Consider the following 21,914-nt stretch of genomic DNA (forward strand, 5'->3'; position numbering starts at 1 on the left):
GGCCTGCTTCTCGGTGCATCCTTGGCCGGGACGGGGGCGTCGCCATGGGGCGTAGTCGAGCACGACTAGCATCGCACCGCCGCCAGCTATTGATAGCATCAAACTTTAGTTTTTTGGCCCGACTCCTTGGCTGCGAACAATCCGATCCCGACGGCTACTGCCGTCAGCGCGAGCGCGCAGGCGATTAGCATCAGCACGCCATCGCGCACCAGGAGCGCGATGCCGAAGGCAAGGATCGCCAGCATCGGAGCCGTGCTCGCGAACGGCAGCAATTCAAGCGGCGGCACGGTCAGGCACAGAAGGATGATTGCTGCGCCCGCAAAACGGATCATGGGCTTGTTGGTCAACGCCGACAGCCGGCCGTGGAACCATTTGTCCATCCTTCGGCCGGTCGGCTGCATCTTGTCCGCGACCGTGACCAGCTTGCGGCCCTTCATTCCGCGTTTTTCGAGAAATGACGGCAGCCTCATGTGATCGTGGCCCAGGACGAGCTGGGCCGCGAGCAGCACCATCACCACGGCCATCGCGGTCGGAAGACCGGGGATGCCGTCGATCGGCGAAATGTCGATCAGCGGGAGGATGATGAAAAAGGAACCGTAGGCGCGATGGCCCATCGCTTCGAGCGCATCGCCGAGGCGCACCTTGCCGTCACCCGCTTTCTTGCCCAGCTCCTTGAGCCTGTCGAGCACGTCGCCGACGCTGTGCGGGTCGGATGGATCGTCGTCATCGTTCATGGTCGAAATGGAGGGCGGCGGGTGGCCCCGCCGTCCTCCTCCGGGTCCTCAGAAGGGATAGGTCGAGCCGTAATAGCCAAAGACCTGCTCGCCATAGGTCCGATCGAAAGCGGGTTCCTCGCCCGCTCGATAGCGCGGGGCGCCTTCGAGCCGTTCCTTCGTCAGATCGACAACATAGCCGCCTTGATCCGTGTCATAGGTGAGCTGGTCCCAGGGCAGCGGATGATATTCCTCGCCGATGCCGAGGAGTCCGCCGAACGACATGACCGCATATTCGACACGGCCTGCGCGCTTATCGACCATGAAGTTATAGACGGAGCCGAGCTTATTGCCGTCGCGATCGTAGACGGCCGTGCCTTCGACCTTGTTGGAGGCGATCAGGCGGTTGGTTTCATCGGTCGCTATGTTGGTGTCTGCCATTTTGCAGTCTCCTTTCGTTCAATGAGAACGACAGAGGCCGGAAGGGTTTCCGACGAAATCGAGCAATGGGCGGCGCAGAACGATAGAGCGGGCAAGCGCCTTCAATTTGGTAGGTATCCTCATAGACGACTAGCGAGCGCTCCGATCCAAAAATCAAAAGTTTTGCATCAATTCGAAAGTCGCGGTTTTCCGGCCTGTAAACGCTCGCGCTAAGTGGCGGCATTCTGATCGCGCTATTTGTCGGCGAGCGTCGCTACGCGGCTACCGGCTTGGTCTCGGCCGATCGCACATAGGCGTAGAGTGTTGGCTTGGAGATGCCGAGCATCGAGCAAATCTTGGCGATCGGCATCGTGTTCTCGTGGTAGAGCCTGACGGCCAGGTCGCGCTTGTCCTTGCCGAGTGCGGCCGGCCGGCCACCCTTCTTGCCGCGAGCGCGGGCTGCGGTGAGACCGGCCTGGGTCCACTCGCGGATCAGGTTGCGCTCGAACTCCGCCAATGCCCCGAACAGGTGGAAGGTAAGCTTGCCCGACGTGGTGGTCGTGTCGATCGCCTCGTGCAGGCTCAGCAGCCCGACCTTTTCCTCGTCGAGGTAGGTCATCCATCCGATCAGATCACGGAGCGAGCGGCCGAGCCTGTCGAGGCGCCAGACCACCAGTGTGTCGCCGGCGCGAAGCAGCTCCTTCACCTTTTCCAATCCAGGGCGAGCGGCAGTCGCCCCGGAGGCCTTGTCGGTGATGACCTTCTCGCAGCCGGCAGCCTTCAGCGCATCACGCTGGAGGTCCAGGTTCTGCTCGGCGGTCGATACGCGGGCGTAACCGATTTTCATGCGTAGGGCCGGTGGCGCCCCGATCGGGCGCGGTTTGGGAAGAAAGTCGTCATCGGCAGGTCTATGTTGCCCTAGTTTTCTTTACCGGGTAGATTTACGTCGAACAGGCCGGTTTGGCAACGCGAGCGGACTCGCATGGCGATGGGCAGGCAAATCTCCGTTTTCCTTACCTGCGACACGGACCGTCGGCGGTGACGCATCCGGCGCTTGTCCCGCCGCTGGCGATCGAGCGCTACCGCGTCCTTGAACCGCACCTCGCCGATGGCATCCCGCTCGCGGACCTCGCCCGCACCGGCACGCTGAGCGAGCGGACGTTGCAGCGCTGGCTCGGGCGCTACCGTGCCGAAGGACTTGCCGGTCTCGCGCGTCTGCCGCGCAACGATCGGGGCAGGCTGCACCTGCCGGAACATCTGGTCGAACTGACCCGCACTCTCGCCACCAAGCGCCCGCGACCCCCGGTCGCCGCCATTCACCGAAAGGTGCAGGAACTCGCCATCGCGCATGGACACCGAACCCCCAGCTATGCGGCCGTCGCGCGTGTCGTCAGGGCGATACCGGCAAGCCAGATCGCCGCAGCCTCCGATCCGGCCGTCTACCGCGACCAGCACGAGCTAGTGCATCGGCGCGAAGCCGCGACCTCGAACGAGATGTGGCAGGCCGATCATACCGTTCTCGACATTCTCGTGCTCGATGATGCCGGAACCCCGGTGCGTCCTTGGCTGACCGTCATCGTTGACGATCACAGCCGAGCCATCGCCGGTTACTTCCTCAGCCTCGATGCCCCCAGTGCCCTCAACACGGCGCTCGCCTTGCGGCAGGCGATCTGGCGCAAGCCCAATCCCGAATGGATCGTCAGCGGCATTCCCGAACAGCTTTACGTCGACAACGGCTCGGATTTCATCTCCGAGCATATCGAGCAGGCGTGCATCGCCCTCAAAATCCGCCTCATCCATTCGCTGCCGGGGCGTCCTCGCGGGCGCGGCAAGATCGAGCGGCTGTTCCGCACCATCAACGACATGTTCCTGCCCGACCTGCCCGGCCACCTGATCGCGGGCAAGCCGCTGTCGGCGCCAGTGCTCACGCTCGACGAGCTGCGCGCCCGCTTCGAGGCGTTCGTGTGCGGCGTCTATCATCGTCGCCCGCATGGCAGCACCGGCGAACCGCCGATCACGCGCTGGCAGAAGGGCGGGTTCCTGCCCGCAATGCCCGACAGCCTTGAACAGCTCGACATGCTGCTCGTGCACGTGCCCAAGCCCCGTAAAGTGCTGCGCGACGGCATCCGTCTGATGGGCAGGCGCTATGTCGAACCCACGCTCGCGGCCTTCGTCGGCGAGCAGGTCGAGGCGGTCTATGACCCCCGCGACCTGACCGAGATCCACGTCTACGACCAGGGCCGGTTCGTCTGCCGTGCGCTCAGCTCCGAGCACGCTGGGCACCCGTCGTTGCGCGCGATCCAGCGCGCCCGGCGCGGCGCGAAGGAGCGCGACAAGCAGGTGCCTGCCCCCACGGAGACCTTCGATGGCGACCAAGAGGATACGGCTTCCCGGCCCACCACCTACCGAGGGCTCCGGCTCTACGCCGCTGACGATTGAGTTCCTGGTCGAGCAGCCGTTCCTGGCGACCCGCGACCATGCCCGGTTCGTCGAGTTTGCCGAAGCCTGCGCGCACTACCGCTATATCGGCGTGTGTCATGGCCGGCCGGGCGTCGGAAAGACGCGATCGGCGCGCGAGTTTTCCAGCTTCCCCGACCTGGGGGAATATGCCGCGCTCCGTCCCATTGCCGCGCTCCTTGGCGAAAAGGTCGCTCGCTGCCGCGCCGTCTTCTACACCGTGTCGGTCAGCAACACGCCCAAGACGATCGACGCGGTGTTGGGCCTCAACCTCATTAAGCTGGGCTATGCCCGGCTGACGGTCGCGGGCGGCTCGCAGGACGAAATCACCCATGACGCCGCCCGCATCGCCTGCCCCCTCGTCATCGTCGACGAGGCCGACCGCCTGACCATAAAGTCGCTCGAACATCTCCGCGACATGGCCGATCGCCACGGCTTCGGGCTGATCCTGATGGGTATGCCGGGCTTGGAGAAGCGCCTCGCCCGCTATGCCCAGCTCTACTCGCGGATCGGCTTCGTCCACGAGTTCAAACCGCTTACCGAGACCGAAATGCGGCTGCTGCTCGCGACCCACGCCGGCGATTTCGGGATCAGCTTCGACCCGGCCCAACTCGACGCGATCGAAGCGCAGGCAGCCGTGATCCGCATCACGCGCGGCAACTTCCGGCTCATGGAGCGCCTGTTCGCGCAGATGCGGCGGATCATGACCCTCAACCGCGTCGAGGAGGTCACCGCTGACATCGTTCAGGCCGCGCGCGATTGCCTCGTCATCGGACCCGGCAACTGACAAATAGCGCGATCAGAACGCCGCCATTTAGCGCGAGCGTTTACACAGGATAAGATCCATACCGTTTCCGGAACCACTTTCTTGTTTCCTCTTCGAAATTGGACTGTGCTGATGAGTTTGAGCGATGGTGGCTTCGCTCATACACTACGCGCTACCAGGCCCCTGCCCGTTTCTTAGGCTTAACGTTGTAGCTCAAGACCCCGGGGGCTCAGCCTCCCTTCTCCGGTTCTTGCCGCTGCGCAAATCCCTCGATCTACCTGCCGCCGTCGTGTGGTCGCACGGCATCATCCAAAGACCTATTTAGGCCGTCATGACTAGCCAATCTTCGCCATAAGGCGCCCCGCCGCCCCCTGCTCTGCCGCGAGATTGCGATTATAAGCGAGCGGCATCCGCGGCGACTTCCACCGCAGCGCGTCCATGATGCCGGCCAAATCCTCCCCGCTGGCGAACAGGTCCTGATTGAGCCCGATCCGCGTCGAGTGCGCACTGATCCCCTTCAGCAACCGCGCCAGATCGTCCGCCGTCAAATCGGGCAGCGCGCCACGGTCGAACGCGCGGCCGATGATCGACCGAAAGATTGGTCCGATCGAGCCCGGGTGCAGCGCCACGGTGCCGATGTCATATTCGACGCGCGCCTTCACCGCCGGCTTGGACAGCGTCTTGCGCAGATCCCACGTCTCCCGGCCCGAGATGCTGTCGATCGGCCGACCGCGCACGGCTGCCCGCGCCTTGTAGCGCCGCACCTGCACCCGCCGGAACAGCGGCCCTGTCGTGATCCCCGCCGCTTCGGTCCACGCCGCGATCGCCGCGACGGTGCGCGGGCTGAGGTAGGCGGTCGCCCCCTCCCCGTCTTGATCGCCCTTATGACGCAGAATCTGCAGCAGCCGCGCTTCGGGATCGATCGCCTCCTCAATATGCTCAATGGCGACCGCCACCAGTTCGGAGGCGCGCAGCCCGGTGTCATAAGCGGCCGATAGCAGCGCCCGATCACGCAGCCCCGGCAGATCCTCGCCACAACTCTCGAGCAGCGCGCGGATGTTGAGCCCCCGCGCCTTGTCGCGCTCGACGTCGCGCACCGGGCCCTTGAACCGCAGCGGCCGCGCCTGCTTCTGCGCAGCCCCCTTCTCGCGGCGCACCGTCTGGAGCCGCAGCTTCACCAGCGGCGCCGGCGTCGGATCCTTGAGCTCGAGCAGCTGGTGGATCTTGGCGATCGACGCCTTGTAGCGGGATAGCGAGGCCGGCCGGCTCCCCTTCCCGGCCCGCGCGTCGAGATAATCGGCCACGGTCTCGGGCGTGGCCGGCAGCGCGATCCGGTTGTTGCGCCTACACCACGCATCGAACGCCTCGACGTCGGACTTGAGCGCACGGATGCTATGGGGCGATGAAGCGGCCTGATAGGCGGCGATCAGGCCCTCGTTGACGGTGATGCGCTCGCCGGCGCGCATCTGCACGATCGTCCACGCAAGGTCGGCCGGCGCCCTGACGGCCGGCAGGACAGCCTCAGGCGGCGCTACGGGGATTTCTGGCCCTTCCCGGGCGGTTTCGGTGCTCACGACGCGCCTCGCTCCTCAGCCGCGCTTGTAGCCCACCTTATAAAGAACGGTCAAATCTGCTTATGTGATAAGTGCAATTATCGCATGTTCATTCACCAACCATCCGAGCGATTGTGCAGTGTTTTGGTATTCACTACACATTCGGCATGGAGCGCTTCCATCCCCTCGCCGCCGACACCGACGTCCCGCCCGAGGAGCTCGCCCTCGCGCAAGGCGAATGCGCGCTGGCGCTCGGCCGGCTCGACGGGCTCCTCGCCGGCCTCACCGATACCGAAAAACGGCTGTTCTGCGTAGGGCTGCTGCGCGAGGTGCTGCTCTCGGCCCTGGCGCAGGCAGGATTTGCCGATGCCGAACACCGATTCAACGCCTGGTTCGCCGGGCTCGACCGTGGCCCTCAAGAGACGCCCCTCACCGGCTGCTCCGCCTATGCGCTGGTCCGCGCGCTGCTGGGCGAACTCGGCCATCATCCGTGGGAACCGCTCGCCGATGCCGCGCAGACCATCGTTCTGGCCGCTCGCTTCGGGGCCGACCGCCCGATGCAAGCCGAAGACGCGCTGGCGGAGGAGGCGATCGGCAGAGCGATCACGCTGGTGAAACAGGCCGGCGCGGATGACGAGCCCCCCCTGCCCTTCGCGGGTCTGGCGCGCCTCCACGCGCTGCTGCGCGCCGATCCGCTGTTCGCGCCGCTGGAGCGCGCGGTGCAAATCCGCTCGCTTGGGCCGCGCGCGGTGGCGATCGAGCAGGCCGCCCCGCGCACCCCGCTCTGGGCGGTCGATGCCGCGCTGGGGCGGCTGCTGACCGCGTGCGGCGCGTGGCAGCTTGCCCTCCCCTGCCCCGGCGCGGTGACGGCTGAGGCGCTTCAGCCGCAGCTCTGGCCGGGCGAACGCGCCATTGTCTCAGCGCGCACTCTCCGCGCCAGCGCTACTCGGCTTGCAGAGCTGGTCGTGAAAGCGCGACGGCGCGCGGCGCTGATGCGCGAGCAGCTGGGGCACCTGCGCTCGAGCGCGCGGGCACCGCAGGTGTGGATCCTGCTCGCTGGTTTTGCGCCGCTCGGACTCGATCAGATGGCCTCGGCGTTCGGGGTCAGCCGGCGCGGCACCTATGCGATCGGCGACGCGCTAGTCACAGCGGGCCTCGCGCGGCGTGCGAGCATCAAGGGCAAGGTTCTGCTGGTCGCCGAAGCGCCGCGAAGGGATCGGGTGTCGGCACCCCTGGACCACGCACCCGCGCTCTCCCATCCAGCGCTCGCCGAGTTCGACGCGGCGATGGGCGAGATTGACCGGCTGCTCGCCGGCAGTTCTGGCCATCCCTGACGCGGCCTCGCGCGCGTTAGGCGTGTATGAAAACTGATCCACTCTTGACGTTATGTACAGATATCATACATAGACAGAGAAAGAAGGAGATGGCCAATGGCCACAGCTGCCCATTCCGGCGTCCCCGCCAAAGCGCCTAGCCGCAAGGATCTGAGCGGTCCGGCGCTGCGCACCTTTTTCCGCATTGCCGACGCCTGGGGCCTCAAGGAAGCCGAGCAGATGAAGCTTCTCGGGCTCGACAGCCGCTCGACCTTCCAGACCTGGAAGCGCGGCGCCGTCGCGGCGATTCCCAAGGATGCGCTGGAGCGCATCTCCTATGTCATGGGGATCTACAAGGGGCTGAAGATGCTCCTGCCCCGTACCGCCAACGAATGGGTGCGCAAACCCAATGAGGCGCCGCTGTTCGCCGGACGCCCGGCGATCGAGCGGATGGCCTCGGGCAATGTCGCCGATCTCTACGTGGTGCGCCAATATATCGACGCGCAGCGCGGCTGATGGATGCCATTGCGACGACGCAAGTGCGGTGGCAACCGTGCTACCGGATCGTCGCAAGCCGGTTCCCGCCCATATCGCTGTTTGAGGATGTCGCGGACCCGGCCGACCTGGAAGCGGTCTATGCGATCGAGGCGATGACCAATGACCGGCTTCGCGACGAGGTCGGGGACCTCGCTCTCGTCCCCCCGGAGGACCGGGTCTCGGGGCCCGGCACGTCGGCGATCATGGCAGCGTTCACCCACCTCAATCCCGATGGCAGCCGGTTCTGTGACGGCAGTTTCGGGCTGTTCTACGCTGCCAGCACCATCGAGACTGCGGTTGCCGAGACGCGCCATCACCGAACCCGCTTCATGGCGTACACCCACGAACCGGCGCAGGAACTCGACATGCGCGTCTACGCGGTCGACCTGGACGCCATGCTCCACGATATTCGCGGCCTGCGCGATGAACGCCCTGCCCTCTACGCCCCGGACAGCTATGCCGCCGGCCAGGCGCTTGGCCGACACCTGCGTGAGCAAGGTTCGGATGGCATCGTGTACCAAAGCGTGCGCGACGCCGACGGCGAGTGCGCCGCGGTGTTCCGCCCTCGCCTACTCGCCAACAGCCGACAGGAGCGGCACCTGTGCTACGTTTGGGATGGCCGGGCGATTGTCACCGTCTACGAGAAGAAGACATTTGCCTAAAGGTCCTGCGGACAAGCTAACCTTTCGGCCTTGAGTGACGCCTGTCAGGAATAGACCCCGGCAGCCATACGATCGAGATCTTCCATGACGATATCGATATCGCCATTCGCAACCAATTCCGCAGCCGTTTTCCCAACTCCAGAAAGGGGTTGATGCTTGAACCAGATAACCGCCTTGCCTTCTTCGCCTGCAAGTTCTGCCGCTCGCGTTATAACTCGGGCTATTTCCTCCAGTTTAATCTGCACGGTCGGGGCGGAGGGATACAGAGTCATGGCCTTACGATCCAGGCGAGCAACGCGAGCCAAATGCGCCATGGAGAAGCGCAGGCGCTCCGCCAGACGACGGGGCGCGATGATCTCATTCTCGCGAATGTCATCCTGGAAGGCTGCAGTCATTGGGCAGTCCATATTCAACATGTGAAGACAAAACTCTCACATCTCAGAACCGCTGAAGATTGTCCTAGCTCCAATGCTGATCGAGCAGCGCTTTCAACGCGGCCTCCGCTTCAGCCCGCGTACCACCGGCATGCGGGAGCAAGGTAAGTTTGAGACCCTTACGATCCACCGCCTCCACTTTCAGCAATGGTTTCCCCCCTTCGGACACGATCGTTTCCGGCTTTCCTGACTTCTTGGGGGATCCTGACCTCTTGGGGGGATCGGCGGCCAGAGCGAGGGCGCGTATGATATCGGGGACCGGCATCGGTGCTGCACGATCCGACTGCACCTGAGCGAGACGTCCCGCCTCGGCGAACACACGCTGCCGCCGATCCTCCGGTTTCAAGAGAGGCTTGATCGCGGTGACATGCTTGATCCTGAGATCCTGCGGAAGGGCGAAGGCCGCCATCAGTTCCGCCGGCAGCCGGGCAAGGTCGAGATAGCGGCTGAGCCAGCTTTCCGTGACATTGATCCGCTCGGCCATCACCTTCTGGCGCCCCTCATAATAGGCGTCGAGCGCGCGCAGATAGTCGCGCGCGCGCTCCAGATCGGTGAGATCGTCGCGCGCCCGATTCTCGAGGTCGGCGAGACGGAAGGCCTCCTCGTCGGTAAGGCTGCGGATATCGACGAGAAAGCGGAAATCCGGATAGTTGTGGGCGCGCAGCCAACTGATCGTCCAATGCCGGCGCGCGCCGCAAATCACCTCGAAATCGAAGGCAGGATCGTCCTTCACGCGGCGAACGATGGCGGGCATTTCTTGCTTGCCCTGCGCCTTGATGCTCTCGATGAGGTCGGCGCACCGCTCCTCATTGAGGAGCGCATATTCGCGGTTATGCCCCGCCCACATTCGGCAGCGCGCGGGATCGACAAGCTCATGGGTGCGCGAGACGACGCTGCCCGTCGCCAATTCGGCAAGCCGGCTTTCCCGGCCCGCCAGCACGCTCGCACCGATGCCAGGGCGCCGCGCCGCTGGGGCTTGCGCCCCCGGGTCGATTCCGGCGACCAGATCAGCCGCGAAGTTGGCGTTCTTCTTGCTCATCATCCACCCCTTCTACCCGGAATTGCACCGGTGCAATTTTGCTCGCATCAGGCGAGTCCCTCCTTGCGAAGCCGCGTCAAATGGCTCGGCCACATCGACCGGATGTCGACCTCGATTTCGCTGTTCACGCCGTCAAGATAGGCAAGGCAGCGGTTGCGCACCGCCGAACTGGTGACCGGGCCGTCCAGCTCGTAGACGGTCATCAGCCGCGCCGTTGCATTGTCGATTTCGGCCGAATCCTTGAGCGGCGTACGGACGATCGCGTGACCGAAAAGGGTCCGCATCAGGTTCAGCAGTTCCTTCTGCATCGACTTGTTCTCATCGACCTTGGACGCCACAAAGCGCAGGAACTGTAGTGATGGCGCCAAGCCGCGATCGGCCAGCGTCTCGATGGTCTCATCGAGCATGGCGAGGAAGGCCGCCGTCGACGAGAAGTCCATCACCGTCGGCGGAACCGGCACCACCAGCGCATTGGCCGCGCGCAGCACCGAAAGCGAGATCGCGCCGAGCGCCGGAGGCGGATCGAGAACCACCACATCGAACCGATCGGCAATGCTCGCGATGCCTTGCGCCATGCGGTCGATCAGGTTCCCCTGCCCCCGCGCCATGCGCGCTGCGATTTCATATTCCGACTGGAACAGCCGCAGATTGGCCGGAACAAGCTCCAGACCGTCGAAGTGGGTCTTGCGCAGAGCATAGTCGAGCGACTCCATGTCGTCGTGCCGCAGGAATGGATAGAGCGTGTCCTCCTCGGTCAGGTCGAGGTCGGGCACATAGCCGAATAGCGTGGTTGCCGACGCCTGGCTGTCGCAATCGATGAGAGCCACCCGGTAGCCCTTGATCGCGAGATATTGGGCCAGGTGCACCGAGAGTGTCGATTTCCCCACCCCGCCCTTGAAGTTCTGCACCGCGACAACACAGCACGGATCGGTTGCAGCCCGCCAGGGCCGGGTGCCGAACAATCCCCGCATGTCGTTGAGCTGCGCCAGGGTATAGCCGACACGCCGATTATTCTCGGTTCGCGGAGGCGGCGGCAAGCGGCCGTCCTTCTCGGCCTCGCGAATGGCCGCCGCGGTTCGGCCGACCAGTTCCGCGGCCTTGCCAATCGGGAACGTCGGCTCGCGCCGCTCGTCCGCCCGGGCACTACGCGCGGAGTCGCGGAGCCGCTCGAGGACAGAGCTGGTCCGTTGTGCGAGCGTTGAGACGGACAGCAGGTCCTGCGTGCCCTCAATATCGAGTGATGCAGCCAAGAGAGGCCCCCTTGCGAAACTAGAAGGGGCATAGCTCAATTTGCACTTTTAGGTCAATCTAAGGCTGATTTTCGCAAGTCGGCCCAGCCCGAAGGGCGAAACTTGCCCAATCTGCGCAGCAGACCTTTTGCGCCCCCTCGCAACCTGACCCCTTGGGGGCAGTTCACCCCGAAATTGCACCGGTGCAATTTCGGCTCACGGGCGCCCGCGTCGTGCCAGGAAACTCTCGCAGAAGCCGGTCCAGGATGCGATCAGCTTGGCGCCCTTGAGCTTCGCCAGCCTTTCGCCCATCTGCGCGCGATAGGCATCGGCAATGAGATCGATGTCCCAACCGCCGCCAGCCGAACGGCCGATGGCCGCGAGCGTGTCCGAGCCAAAGCGGATCGTGCCGTTCGGGAAGGTGACCTCCCCTGCCCCAGCCTTATCCTTTGACACCAAGGCCGCCACGGCCGCCTGTGTGACAGCCTCGACGGCAACGGTCTCCACCTCGTCCTCGCGCCGCGCCTTTCTGCCCGCAGAGTGCCGACCGATCTCATCCACGGTCGCGATTTGGGCCGGAGCATCCTTGGGCTCAAAGCGGAATTCGATTTCGGTGACGGTTCTGCCCTGGCGGATCTCCCGCCACTCCACGCGAAAATGGGCGAGCTGGTCGATTTCGGCCTTCGCCTTTTCGAGAACTTTGCGGCGCAGCTGCGCGAAATCCTTGTAGACGTCCGGCGCAATGCCGAGCAGCGCACGCAGAGCCGTCATGTCGCCCTTCCAAAGCGACTGGCGCCTATGCAGCCGTAGCGCCCCGATCTCGTACAGCTTGAGCGCATAGGTTGATCGGAAGCCGAGCACCGCCTGGCGGTTCAGGACCGCATAGGTCTCCGATTCCTGGATCAGCTTTCGGGCTTCGGGCGTGAACTCCCACTCGATCCACCCAGCGTCCGCGCCCTCTTCGTCTTCCGCTTCTTCGCGCGACGATGAGATAAGCGAAAAGCGCAGCGTCGCCTTCTTGCCGCGCCAGGACTTGTCGTCGACCGCGAAAAGCGTGCGGTGCAATTCCTCGAGCATGTCCGAGATGCGCTCATTGCCCTTGTGGCCGCGGCGAATGTCCGCCTTTCGCATCTTGTGCGGGCGGTCCTCCCAGGCATCACCGCCCGCGGTCAAAATCATCAGCGCAAGCAAACGCGAAGCAGTCAGGCTAAGCGACTGGCCTTTGACGAACTTGACCTCGACGATGCTGCCGGGCTTGGCGAACTCGTCACCGCCCTTTGCCTGCAGGGCGGCAGCCACCCGCATCGCCCGTCCCGGAGAAGCGTCATCGCCGGTGGGGGAGGGCGTTACAGCGTGATCTAGGGCTTGCTCGTCATCCATGCCATGAAGTCTGCGCCGATTCGTCCAGCGTGGGAGAAAATCTGCCTGACCTGTCCTTACGCGTCAAGTCAGGGCAGGATAGACACCGGATTCGGCCCCCAAGAGGTCAGGATGGAACTTCGCTCCGAAGCAGCAAAACATGAGGAAGTGCGGCGAGTCGCGTTTCCAAGCGCCCGGACCCGCGCAAACGGCAGCGCGGACGCCGAAGAAAGTCCCTGACGAACGCCATGGCGAGCGAATCACTCCAGGAGGAAGCTGGCCCCCATACGGTCAGGAAGGCCCCAGCAGGTCAGGTTGCATCCCCCGATCGGTCAGGGAAGCGCCCCCGGAAGGGCAGGCAAAATCCCCCGTCCGGTCAGGATAAGCTTGCTCAAACCCGCAGAAATGCGGTGCTTTCGGCCTCCTGAATCTGAATCCTTTTGAATCGGAAAAGCTTCCGCTGCGAGCAGCGGCGTTTTGATTCTTTTTATTTTGAGAAAGAGATCGGCGTCGCGCCTGATGCAATCGTTCAATCCCCCCGCCTGGAGGGATACGCGAAGTTAGCCGCCCACGATAGGCTGCCGGCCAAATGACCTTGCGCATGGAGGGTGCATGATCAACTTCGCCAAGTTCGAGATCATCGGCCGGATCGGGGAAATCGACGCGCGGCCGAAAGTCACCCTGCTGTCGGTCTGCGCGAATTATCGCCGCAAGGGTGACGATAACGAATGGCAGGAAGACAGCCACTGGAACCGCGTGAGCGTCTTCAGCGAAGGCCAGCGAAAACATATCGCCGACCGGGCTCAAGTCGGGGATCTCGTGCGCATAGCCGGACGGCTCAAGGACAACTCCTATGAACGCGACGGCGCGACGCACTACACAACCGATCGCATCGTCGAGGAATTCGGGATCCTGGCACCCAAAGGCATGCCGGGGTGAAATACCGGGGAGGGGAGGGCGCAATCAGCAGCGGCGCTCCACCACTTCCGAGGATTAGTCGATGCCCATAGCTGCTCCCCATCGCGCCAAAGCCATTGTCGAAGCCCTGGGTGGGATCTGGCGCGGTACGCGCGGCGAATGCCGTTGCCCGGCACATGACGACCATGGTCCCAGCCTGTCGGTACGCCTGGGCGAGCGGGCGATCCTGTTCCACTGCTTTGCCGGCTGCGACACGCGCGATGTTCTGGCTGCTTTGCGCCGGCGCAAACTTCACGATGCGGAGCCGCTCACAATGCCGCGCCCGAAGGCGGCCGCGGACCATCGCGCTCTTGCACTTCGCCTATGGAAGGCGAGCCAGCCCATCGCCGGATCTCCAGCGGCCGATTATCTGGCGGCGCGCGGTCTGCCGCCTCCCTATCCGCGTTGCCTGCGCTACAACCCGCGCACCATCGTCGGGGCCGGTGAGCGCCGCCGGTTCTTTCCGGCGATGATCGCCGCGGTCGAGAATGATCTGGGGGTTGTCGCCGTCCAGCGGACCTGCCTCGATCTCGCCGACATCCTGCACAAACCCATGCCAAAGCCGAAGATTGCCCTTGGCCTTCTCGGCGACGCGGCCATTCGTCTGGCGCCGGCCGGCGAGGAGCTTGGCCTTGCCGAAGGCATCGAGGACGCCCTTTCAGCAATGGCCTGGTTCGGAACGCCCACCTGGGCGCTGGGCGGGGTCGAACGCCTTGGGCTTGTCGCCATCCCCGAACGGGTCAAGCGTATCATCGTCTATGGCGATCGCGGTGCCGCCGCTGCCGCCATGCTCAAAAAGGCCCGCCCCCATCTCACAGCCAATGGACGCGAACTGGTGCTCCGGCTGCCGGAACGGCACGCGGACTGGAATGATGCTTGGCGTGTCCGCCGGGCCGCCGAGGCGGCCTGAAAGGGGAGGGAGCCTTCCGGCTGATGACCTGGCGCTGATGCCAGGTGTCAGACTTGGAGATGCCCCATGGCCACACACCCCCTCGCGCTCACGCTGCCGCTCGATGATCCCGCCCGTACCGCTGCTCAAGGCATAGCCGACCGGCTGTCCGAAGGATGTCCGGTTGCACGTAACGACCTCCTTGCCGAAATGACCTCCGCTTTCGGTGGCTCGAGCGCCGATGGCCTGTGGTCATTGCGCGACGCCTACGATGTGCTCGAACTCGCGCAGGTCCTCCATCTGAAGAACGCGACGCTCCCGGCAGATGCGAATGCGCGGCTCGCCCAGCTGATCGCTATGACGGCGGCGCTTCCCACGCAAAGCGTACGTAGCGAAACGCAGATCGCGTTCCAGCAATTCTCGACACCGGCGCCGATCGGCTTCCTTGCCGCCAAGGCAGCCGCGATCACGGCACACGATATCGTGCTCGAGCCCTCGGCCGGGACCGGCCTCCTGGCCGTACACGCCCATCTCGCCGGCGCGCGCCTCCTTCTCAATGAGATCGATGCCTGGCGCACGCGTTTGCTGCGTCACGCCTTTCCCGAAGGCAGGCTGAGCACGCATGATGGCGAACTGATCGACGATATGCTCGATCCGCAACTGGTGCCGAGCGTCGTGCTCCTCAATCCGCCCTTCTCGCGAAGCCAGGGGCGCGCGCGCGATCGCCATGCCGCGCTTCGCCATTTGCGCTCCGCGCTGTTGCGGCTTGCTCCAGGCGGGCGCTGCGCCGTTATTCTCCCCGACCGCATCGAGACGGAGGACGCGGATTGGCTGCACGCCACTGCGGGCGCGCATGCCCGGCTGCATCTCGACTTGCCGCCCGATGCCTATGCCAAGCACGGCACCGGCCAGGCAGTCCAGCTCATACTCCTCGAAAAGGGCGGGGCAGGGGGCTCGGTCCCGCGCCAGACCTGCACGACGCTCGGCGCTGCGCTTGCGGCCATCGATGCGATGGCGACCCCATGCGCGCCGCAGCCGCAGCCGATCTCCCGCCCCAGCGGATTGTTCCGGGGCCTCACGCGGCGGACCCGCCCCGTCTGCTCGCGTGCGGCGGTGACCCTGCCCACGACCCGCGCGGTCGCCTATCACCGTCTCGACGCGCCCGCACCCGCGGGCGAACCGCAAGGGATTTACCTGCCCTATCGGCCGAGCCGTCTGCTGATTGCCGATGCTCGTGAGCACCCAAGCGCGCTAGTCGAATCGCAGGCAATGGGATCGATTGCCGCACCCCCGGTCGCTTATGAACCCGTGCTGCCGGCCAGGATCCTGGACGACGGCCTGCTCTCGGACGCGCAGCTCGAAACGCTGATCTACGCTGGCGCGGCGTTCGAGCGCGATCTTCCCGGCCGGTTCATATCCAGCGAGGAGGGTCTTTCGCTGTCGCCGGCAGAGGCCGGTAACGCCTATCGGACCGGCTTTTTCCTTGGCGATGGCACGGGCGCCGGCAAGGGGCGGCAGGTGGCAGGCGTCATCCTCGACCAGTGGTTGCGTGGCAACCGCCGCCACCTCTGGATATCCAAGAGCGAGACGCTGGTCGAAGACGCTCGCCGGGACTGGTCGGCGCTTGGCGGCTTGCCGCTCGACATCCAGCATCTCAACCAGTGGAAGCTCGGCACCCCGATCGCGCTGGGCGATGGGATCCTCTTCCTGACCTATGCCACCCTGCGCTCCAACCGCGGCGACAGGGGCACGCGGCTGCGCCAGCTGATCGAATGGATGGGTGAGGATTTCAGCGGCGTCATCGTTTTCGACGAGGCGCATGAAATGGCCGGGGTGGCCGGCGGCGAGGGCCGGTTCGGCGCCACGAAAGGGTCCGAGCAGGGCATCGCCGGCGTCCGCCTGCAAAATCTCGCTCCGCGCGCCCGGATTCTCTACGCCTCGGCGACGGGCGCCTCGGACGTCAACAATCTTGCCTATGCGACACGCCTCGGATTGTGGGGACCGCAGACGGCCTTCGCCGACCGGCGGGCCTTCGTGGAATCCCTGCGCCGAGGCGGCATCGCGGCGATGGAGTTGATCGCCCGCGACCTCAAAGCGCAGGGCCTCTATGCCGCGCGGGCGCTCAGCTTCGCCGGCGTCGAATATGACATCCTCGAGCATCGGCTCAGCGAAGAACAGATCGCCGTCTACAATGCCTATGCCGATGCCTGGGCGATCATTCACAACAATCTGCAGGCCGCGCTCGCCGCCACGCGCGTCACCGACGGCTTCAGCGGTGCCACCTATAATAGCGGCGCGAAGGCCGCGGCATTGTCGATCTTCGAATCGACCAAGCAACGCTTCTTCGGCCAGATCCTGCTGTCGATGAAGCTGCCCTCGCTGATCCCGGCGATCGCCGCCGATCTCGCGCGCGGCGACTGCGCCGTCGTCCAGCTCGTGTCGACCTCGGAAGCGATGCTCGATCGTGCCCTTGCCGACCTGTCCCCCGAGGAGCGGGCCTGGCTCGATATCGAGCTGTCCCCGCGCGAATACGTGTAATATTGAGCTCAACATTACACATATTCTTTGCAGTCGCAGTTTATGTCGAGCGTGGTGGCGGGAGGCGCAGGTTTCCTTCGGTTTTCCATGATTTCACTCCAGATAATTACGGTTCCCTCGACCTCAACAAGTCGAAGGAACCAACATGCGATCAAGATCATCATTGCCGTTTCGAGCGGCCCCGCTCCGGGTCGAAGACCCGCCCAGTCACGGCGCCCTTCTCACCGCATTCCTCTCCTCTCTGTCGCTCGACGAGAAGTCAGGCTGTGCGGTTCTGTATGGCGCGGCGGTCCGCCATTTCCTGCATTGGCTGGGCCTGCATAAGATCGCGATCCGCACGATTGACGATCGGGCTGTCCGGCGGTTCGAGAAGCATGGGTGCCGGTGCCACCGGTATTCGGCGCAGCAAGCGCTTTACAAGGCTGACCAAGCAGCAAGGGTCAGGCGCTTCGTCCGGTTCCTGGAAGATCAAGGCTACGTCGAAGTCGACGACGGGATCGACGATCTGCCACGGCACCTCGCCGACTATTCCGATGCGATCGATCGCCTGCAACTTGCCGAGGGACCGGCACAGGCCTATCGGTCCGAGGCCGAGCATTTCGTGGCCTGGCTTCGCATGGCGCGGCGCCAATGGATCGAGATCGATGACGCGATCATCGACCACTATGCAGCGCATGATTGCCGATGCCCGGTCTGGCGCAAGCGGGGCAAGCTGGTCGCAACGGGCACCAAGCGGCGGTGGCGATGCGCACGGCACTTCGTCGAGTTCCTGCGAGGCCGGGGCGCCATCCCATTGGTTGAACCGGTGGCGGACGATGACCCGCACATGTCGGCTTACTTGGCATGGCTCAAGCAACACCGCGGCGCCACGGACGAGACGATCCGGCGCTACCGGACTGATATCAGACGGCTCATGCCAATGCTGGGCGAGCCTGCGCAATGGGATGCCGCCGGACTCAGGAGCGCATTCCAACGACGAAGCAAGGAGACGCCGGGCTCGGCATCGCTGCTCGTCACGATAATGAGGAGCTACATCCGGTTTCTGGTCGTGCGTGGCGAGTGCCGGCCGGCTTTATTGCATGCAGTTCCATCAGTGCAGCGCTACCGCCTTTCGACGCTGCCGCGCCATGTCGACACGGCAACGATCGAGAGGATCATTGCGGCCTGTCCGACAGATCGTCCGGTGGAAGTCCGGGACAAGGCCATCATTCTCCTGCTCGCCAGGCTCGGCCTGCGGGCTGCCGATATTCAGGACATGCGTCTCGACGACATCGACTGGCGATCCGGCCACCTGACGGTCAAGGGCAAGACGCGTCGACCGGACCGCCTGCCATTGCCGCAGGATGTTGGCGACGCGATCCTGGCATATCTCGCGGCAGCCCGCCCGAAGACCGCCGAAAAGCATCTGTTCCTGCGTGCACAAGCACCGTTTCGGCCATTCCGCTCGTCCGCTGAGATCGCGGGCATCGTCGCTCGTACGCGCGACCGCGGTGGGATCGAAGGAGTGCCGACCGGGTCACACATATTCCGGCATTCGCTTGCCACCAACCTGCTGCGCGCAGGCGCAGGCCTGGAGTCCGTCGGGACCATCCTGCGTCACAGCTCGCCCGTGACCACTGCCATCTACGCCAAGGTCGATCTGCCGATGCTCATGAAGATCACGCAGCCCTGGCCGGGAGAACAGTCATGCTGAACATCCACATTTCCAGATACGTGGCGCTGCATCGCAGCCTCGGGCGGAAGTTCTCTGAACAGGAACGCATGCTGCGCCTGTACGCCGCCTACGCCGAAGAATTCGGCGACCGGCACATCCAAGTCCAGCGGATCTACGACTGGTGCCACACGGCGAGTTCGCAAAATGTGGCCCGCCGGAGGTTTGATACCGTTCGCAACTTCAGCCGCTTTATCCAAGCCGATGATCCAGTTTACGAGGTTCCGCCTGTCGGTGTCTTCGGTCGGGGCAAGCGGCCACGCCCGACCCCGACCATCATCGAACCGGAACAGGTCCGGGCGATCATGACCGCGGCGTTGGACGTTGCGTCCCAAGACACGATCAGCCCATACACGTACCATTATTTGTTCGGCTTGCTGGCGGCGACAGGTCTCCGGATTTCCGAGGCCCTCGCTCTTCAATGCAACGATCTGGTCGAGGATGGCCTGATCGTCCGCAACGGCAAGTTCGGCAAGCAGCGGCTGATTACCTTGCAGCCATCGACCCGTCAGGCGCTCGAAGCATATCTCGCCACCCGAGCAAGGCTTGGCGCCACGGGCAATGACCTGTTCGTGACCATTCGGGGGAGAGCACCACACAAGGTGCGCGCCCACGTGGTGTTCGTCAGGCTGGCCCGGCAGCTCGGATACCGCGGACCGACCGGAACGGCCGGGATGCGGTTACACGACCTGCGGCACACTTTCGCCGTGCGTTCCCTTGAGTCCTGTCCGCGCGACAGGGAAGCCATCGCACACCACATGGCCGGACTCAGCGTATATCTGGGGCATGCGTCGGTAGCCAACACCTATTGGTATCTCGAGGCCACTCCGGTGCTGCTGCGCGATATCGCTGTCGCCAGCGAGGAACTTTACCGGGGAGAAGCGGCATGACGGCACTCGCTCCGCATCTCTCGATCTACCTGCGTGAACATCTGCCGCGCGAACGTGCTGTCAGTCCGCACACGGTGAAGACCTATGCCAACTGCTTTGTCCTCCTGGTCCAGTTCGCTGCCGATCGGCTGAAGCGTCGGCCGACCGATCTCGAGATCGAGGATCTCGACACCGACATGATCATGGCCTTCCTTGACCATGTCGAGAACGGTCGCGGCAGCTGTGTTCGGACCCGCAATGGCAGGCTCGCCGCGATCCGGTCCTTCTTCCGCTACATCGAGTATCGTATTCCGGCCTGCCTGGATCAGGCCCTTCGCGTCAGATCGATCCCTACCAAGAAGACCGACAAGGCGCTGATCGACTACCTCGACCGGGCAGAGATCAAGGCTTTGCTCGACGCCCCGGATCCCCGGACACGCCTTGGCACCCGCGATCGCGCAATGCTGCATCTGGCCTATGCTGGCGGGCTGAGGGTGTCGGAACTCGTAACGCTACAACTGCGCGATTTCCCGGACCGCTTCCTGTCCACCGTGCACATCATGGGCAAGGGACGGCGTGAACGGGTCCTCCCGCTCTGGAAGGAGACTCAGTTCGCATTGCGCGCGTGGCTTGCGATCCGCCCCGATGCGCAAGCTGCCGAGATATTCCTCAATGCCAGCGGGCAACCCATGACCCGCGACGGATTTGCGTTCCGTTTGGCGGAGCACGTCAAGCGCGCGGCAGAGAAGCAGCCGTCGATCCTTGGCAAGCGCGTAACACCGCACGTGCTGCGCCATTCCTGCGCAATGCACACGCTCGCGGCGACCGGGGACATTCGCAAGGTCGCATTATGGCTCGGGCACGCCAGCATCCAGAGCACTGAGACCTATTTGCGCGCTAATCCCGAGGAAAAGCTGCAAATTCTCGCGTCGCACGGCGCCCCTGCCATCAGGCCCGGGCGCTTCAAGCCGCAAAGCGACGATCTACTATCAATGCTTCAGGAAATACGTGCAGGAGGTCATGTCAAAATTTGACACAGTTCCGCATCGCAGTCCGAAGCGCCAGTGGCGCTCCCGCCAACAAAGCTTCGCCTTCGAGGCGGCCGTTGATGCGCAGCATAACCGAACCGTTTTGACGGAGAAGCATCGGAATGAGTTGGGAACCAGTGAGGTTGGCCTGCCAAAACGTGCTCTGAGCGTTAGCGCGGCCGGTCGGAATGTCAATTAATCGACCAGCAAAATTCCATGTAACCGTAACGCGCGGCACCGTCGCGGGCTTGTTAAGGAGCATGGCCATCATGGGGCGGTTGCCTTCACAAAACAGGCTAAACGACTTGATGTTTGGCGACGCAGCTACATCGACATAGGCCATTGGGGCGCGGCCTTGGACCGGCACGACCTCCCAAGCAGTCCCAGGCAGCGGCACTGCGTCCTCAGGTGGGCTGTCCATAAGCAGGCGAGCAATGTCCTGGGGCACGGGCAAGCGGCCTCCTTGAGGCGCATAGACCGTCAACTTTCCCTTTTCCCAAAGGCCAATTTGAACAGCACGGCGATTTGCATCAAGCAAAACATAGGCTTGCTCTACACCGCCTTGATGCGGCGCATTTCCGGTAACCCAATAGAGAGACCCTTGTCGCTGGAGACCGGATATCGCCGAAAGATTGCTGGCCAGCAGGTCTGTTTTGCGGCCCAAACGCGAACGTATCGCGTCAGCTATCGGACCCCTTGTCAAAAGATCTATTCCGTTGGGATCGGAATCACTTTGGAATTTCCCTACGGAACTGGCAAGATTGGTCCAGGTTAGCGGCGTCGGTTTTCCCAAGACTGGCCTTGCTTGCAGCGGTGCTTTTGAAGCAGCAGATGCCAGCCCAGACCCATTGCACAAAAGCAATGGGGATTGCGACACGAGCGCTGACTTGAACGGATCCAGGCGCTGTCCCGGCGCGACGTCTGCTTCAAGGCGGACTACGCCTCGCTTTTCGTCGTCATTGACCGTCAAGATCACGCGTCCGAAATCGTTGGCATTGACAGGAAAAGGAAAAAAGACCGCGCTAATGCCTTCATAGGTCGGGCCAAGAAACGAAGCCGCGTACTCAAACCGGGTGCTTTTTACAGTCTGACCAGACGCTTTGAAAGTAAAACCGGTTTCGTTGATCTCAAGGCTCGCCCCTCGGGAGCAATCGCCACGCGGCGCATACGAGCCATAGCTTCCTTCGAGATCCATGCCTTTTAATGACGTCAATGTCACTGCACATGCGACGCCGGGCAAGCCCAGAAAAATCCCTGCGAGAAAAACGATAATGGGGCGCTTGGGCAGTTTGCTCGGCATGGCATATCTCCATGGCGGACAGCCTTGCATCGGGACCTCGATTGAAAGCGACGAACGACTGCCTCGGGGATCTTCTACAACCTGCACCATTCCAGCGGTGCCGACAATCCTAACGGCCCCAGCATTCAACCTTGTCAGGC

At 63.7% G+C, this 21,914-nt stretch carries 20 protein-coding genes; 11 read left to right on the forward strand and 9 right to left on the reverse strand.

The features are described 5' to 3' along the window. Positions 1-98: 98 nt before the first annotated feature. The 3 genes from ACM608_RS00405 to ACM608_RS00415 form a co-directional block, all read right to left on the reverse strand. The gene (locus ACM608_RS00405; protein ID WP_419680960.1) at positions 99-734 is read right to left on the reverse strand and encodes an exopolysaccharide biosynthesis protein; all 636 of its coding nucleotides are present in this window, start codon (positions 732-734) and stop codon (positions 99-101) included. 48 nt (positions 735-782) lie between these two features. Further along, positions 783-1,154 (reverse strand): PRC-barrel domain-containing protein, encoded by a 372-nt coding sequence (locus ACM608_RS00410; RefSeq protein WP_294444666.1) that lies wholly within the window; start codon positions 1,152-1,154, stop codon positions 783-785. Between the two features lie 253 nt (positions 1,155-1,407). Then, the gene (locus tag ACM608_RS00415) at positions 1,408-1,980 is read right to left on the reverse strand and encodes a recombinase family protein (RefSeq protein ID WP_419680962.1); all 573 of its coding nucleotides are present in this window, start codon (positions 1,978-1,980) and stop codon (positions 1,408-1,410) included. 191 nt (positions 1,981-2,171) lie between these two features. Between ACM608_RS00415 and ACM608_RS00420 the strand changes: the two genes are divergently transcribed. Together ACM608_RS00420 and ACM608_RS00425 are read left to right on the forward strand one after the other, a co-directional pair. Beyond that, complete coding sequence (locus ACM608_RS00420; RefSeq protein WP_086491601.1) at positions 2,172-3,572, forward strand: Mu transposase C-terminal domain-containing protein; 1,401 nt, start codon at positions 2,172-2,174, stop codon at positions 3,570-3,572. After that, positions 3,499-4,377, forward strand: coding sequence for an AAA family ATPase (locus ACM608_RS00425; RefSeq protein WP_086491602.1), 879 nt, complete (start codon positions 3,499-3,501; stop codon positions 4,375-4,377). Before ACM608_RS00420 ends, ACM608_RS00425 begins: the two co-directional genes overlap by 74 nt. Before the next feature lie 314 nt (positions 4,378-4,691). Here ACM608_RS00425 and ACM608_RS00430 read toward each other — a convergent pair whose 3' ends face one another. Then, the gene (locus tag ACM608_RS00430) at positions 4,692-5,930 is read right to left on the reverse strand and encodes a site-specific integrase (RefSeq protein WP_013039113.1); all 1,239 of its coding nucleotides are present in this window, start codon (positions 5,928-5,930) and stop codon (positions 4,692-4,694) included. A 146-nt stretch (positions 5,931-6,076) separates the two neighbouring features. Between ACM608_RS00430 and ACM608_RS00435 the strand changes: the two genes are divergently transcribed. From ACM608_RS00435 to ACM608_RS00445, 3 genes are all read left to right on the forward strand, one after another. Next, the gene (locus ACM608_RS00435; protein ID WP_419680964.1) at positions 6,077-7,243 is read left to right on the forward strand and encodes a hypothetical protein; all 1,167 of its coding nucleotides are present in this window, start codon (positions 6,077-6,079) and stop codon (positions 7,241-7,243) included. 96 nt (positions 7,244-7,339) lie between these two features. Further along, a complete protein-coding gene (locus tag ACM608_RS00440) occupies positions 7,340-7,738 on the forward strand; it encodes an antitoxin Xre-like helix-turn-helix domain-containing protein (RefSeq protein ID WP_015449223.1) in 399 nt (132 codons plus the stop codon). Then, a complete protein-coding gene (locus ACM608_RS00445; RefSeq protein ID WP_013041559.1) occupies positions 7,738-8,421 on the forward strand; it encodes an RES family NAD+ phosphorylase in 684 nt (227 codons plus the stop codon). Before ACM608_RS00440 ends, ACM608_RS00445 begins: the two co-directional genes overlap by 1 nt. A 44-nt stretch (positions 8,422-8,465) precedes the next feature. On the opposite strand, the gene ACM608_RS00450 is transcribed toward ACM608_RS00445, so the two are convergent. The 4 genes from ACM608_RS00450 to ACM608_RS00465 all read right to left on the reverse strand — a co-directional run bounded on the left by ACM608_RS00450 (position 8,466) and on the right by ACM608_RS00465 (position 12,428). Then, positions 8,466-8,816, reverse strand: a complete 351-nt coding sequence (locus tag ACM608_RS00450) for a hypothetical protein (RefSeq protein WP_017183653.1) — start codon at positions 8,814-8,816, stop codon at positions 8,466-8,468. A 64-nt stretch (positions 8,817-8,880) separates the two neighbouring features. Next, positions 8,881-9,894, reverse strand: coding sequence for a ParB/RepB/Spo0J family partition protein (locus ACM608_RS00455; RefSeq protein ID WP_013849890.1), 1,014 nt, complete (start codon positions 9,892-9,894; stop codon positions 8,881-8,883). A gap of 47 nt (positions 9,895-9,941) precedes the next feature. Further along, positions 9,942-11,144, reverse strand: coding sequence for an AAA family ATPase (locus ACM608_RS00460; protein ID WP_419680967.1), 1,203 nt, complete (start codon positions 11,142-11,144; stop codon positions 9,942-9,944). A 195-nt stretch (positions 11,145-11,339) separates the two neighbouring features. Continuing rightward, entirely contained in the window at positions 11,340-12,428 is a 1,089-nt protein-coding gene (locus tag ACM608_RS00465; protein WP_007688083.1) for a replication initiation protein, read from the reverse strand. A 666-nt stretch (positions 12,429-13,094) separates the two neighbouring features. Between ACM608_RS00465 and ACM608_RS00470 the strand changes: the two genes are divergently transcribed. The 6 genes from ACM608_RS00470 (at position 13,095) to ACM608_RS00495 (ending at position 20,480) form a co-directional block, all read left to right on the forward strand. Further along, positions 13,095-13,421, forward strand: a complete 327-nt coding sequence (locus tag ACM608_RS00470) for a single-stranded DNA-binding protein (RefSeq protein ID WP_007688082.1) — start codon at positions 13,095-13,097, stop codon at positions 13,419-13,421. Positions 13,422-13,482: 61 nt separating this feature from the next. Further along, positions 13,483-14,349, forward strand: coding sequence for a DUF7146 domain-containing protein (locus tag ACM608_RS00475; RefSeq protein WP_056383874.1), 867 nt, complete (start codon positions 13,483-13,485; stop codon positions 14,347-14,349). Positions 14,350-14,415: 66 nt separating this feature from the next. Next, positions 14,416-16,866 carry a strawberry notch-like NTP hydrolase domain-containing protein gene (locus tag ACM608_RS00480; protein WP_419680970.1) on the forward strand — a complete coding sequence of 817 codons (2,451 nt, stop codon included), beginning with the start codon at positions 14,416-14,418 and terminating at the stop codon, positions 16,864-16,866. A 145-nt stretch (positions 16,867-17,011) separates the two neighbouring features. Beyond that, entirely contained in the window at positions 17,012-18,559 is a 1,548-nt protein-coding gene (locus tag ACM608_RS00485) for a tyrosine-type recombinase/integrase (protein ID WP_419680972.1), read from the forward strand. Beyond that, positions 18,553-19,467, forward strand: a complete 915-nt coding sequence (locus ACM608_RS00490) for a tyrosine-type recombinase/integrase (RefSeq protein WP_419680973.1) — start codon at positions 18,553-18,555, stop codon at positions 19,465-19,467. The genes ACM608_RS00485 and ACM608_RS00490 overlap by 7 nt, the downstream gene beginning before the upstream one ends. Continuing rightward, entirely contained in the window at positions 19,464-20,480 is a 1,017-nt protein-coding gene (locus tag ACM608_RS00495; RefSeq protein WP_419680975.1) for a tyrosine-type recombinase/integrase, read from the forward strand. Before ACM608_RS00490 ends, ACM608_RS00495 begins: the two co-directional genes overlap by 4 nt. On the opposite strand, the gene ACM608_RS00500 is transcribed toward ACM608_RS00495, so the two are convergent. Beyond that, positions 20,470-21,774 carry a hypothetical protein gene (locus ACM608_RS00500; RefSeq protein ID WP_230280432.1) on the reverse strand — a complete coding sequence of 435 codons (1,305 nt, stop codon included), beginning with the start codon at positions 21,772-21,774 and terminating at the stop codon, positions 20,470-20,472. The genes ACM608_RS00495 and ACM608_RS00500 overlap by 11 nt on opposite strands. Between the last annotated feature and the right edge of the window lie 140 nt (positions 21,775-21,914).

Source organism: Sphingomonas sp. ID0503, from assembly GCF_048565625.1.
Classification (GTDB): Bacteria; Pseudomonadota; Alphaproteobacteria; order Sphingomonadales; family Sphingomonadaceae; genus JBLZUR01.

Bases quoted from the DNA above. Each gene is read 5' to 3' on its own strand.
- ACM608_RS00405 (WP_419680960.1), bottom strand. From the start codon at position 734: ATGAACGATGACGACGATCCATCCGACCCGCACAGCGTCGGCGACGTG.
- ACM608_RS00410 (WP_294444666.1), bottom strand. From the start codon at position 1,154: ATGGCAGACACCAACATAGCGACCGATGAAACCAACCGCCTGATCGCC.
- ACM608_RS00415 (WP_419680962.1), bottom strand. From the start codon at position 1,980: ATGAAAATCGGTTACGCCCGCGTATCGACCGCCGAGCAGAACCTGGAC.
- ACM608_RS00425 (WP_086491602.1), top strand. From the start codon at position 3,499: ATGGCGACCAAGAGGATACGGCTTCCCGGCCCACCACCTACCGAGGGC.
- ACM608_RS00435 (WP_419680964.1), top strand. From the start codon at position 6,077: ATGGAGCGCTTCCATCCCCTCGCCGCCGACACCGACGTCCCGCCCGAG.
- ACM608_RS00440 (WP_015449223.1), top strand. From the start codon at position 7,340: ATGGCCACAGCTGCCCATTCCGGCGTCCCCGCCAAAGCGCCTAGCCGC.
- ACM608_RS00445 (WP_013041559.1), top strand. From the start codon at position 7,738: ATGGATGCCATTGCGACGACGCAAGTGCGGTGGCAACCGTGCTACCGG.
- ACM608_RS00450 (WP_017183653.1), bottom strand. From the start codon at position 8,816: ATGACTGCAGCCTTCCAGGATGACATTCGCGAGAATGAGATCATCGCG.
- ACM608_RS00455 (WP_013849890.1), bottom strand. From the start codon at position 9,894: ATGAGCAAGAAGAACGCCAACTTCGCGGCTGATCTGGTCGCCGGAATC.
- ACM608_RS00465 (WP_007688083.1), bottom strand. From the start codon at position 12,428: ATGCGGGTGGCTGCCGCCCTGCAGGCAAAGGGCGGTGACGAGTTCGCC.
- ACM608_RS00470 (WP_007688082.1), top strand. From the start codon at position 13,095: ATGATCAACTTCGCCAAGTTCGAGATCATCGGCCGGATCGGGGAAATC.
- ACM608_RS00475 (WP_056383874.1), top strand. From the start codon at position 13,483: ATGCCCATAGCTGCTCCCCATCGCGCCAAAGCCATTGTCGAAGCCCTG.
- ACM608_RS00480 (WP_419680970.1), top strand. From the start codon at position 14,416: ATGGCCACACACCCCCTCGCGCTCACGCTGCCGCTCGATGATCCCGCC.
- ACM608_RS00485 (WP_419680972.1), top strand. From the start codon at position 17,012: ATGCGATCAAGATCATCATTGCCGTTTCGAGCGGCCCCGCTCCGGGTC.
- ACM608_RS00490 (WP_419680973.1), top strand. From the start codon at position 18,553: ATGCTGAACATCCACATTTCCAGATACGTGGCGCTGCATCGCAGCCTC.
- ACM608_RS00495 (WP_419680975.1), top strand. From the start codon at position 19,464: ATGACGGCACTCGCTCCGCATCTCTCGATCTACCTGCGTGAACATCTG.
- ACM608_RS00500 (WP_230280432.1), bottom strand. From the start codon at position 21,774: ATGCCGAGCAAACTGCCCAAGCGCCCCATTATCGTTTTTCTCGCAGGG.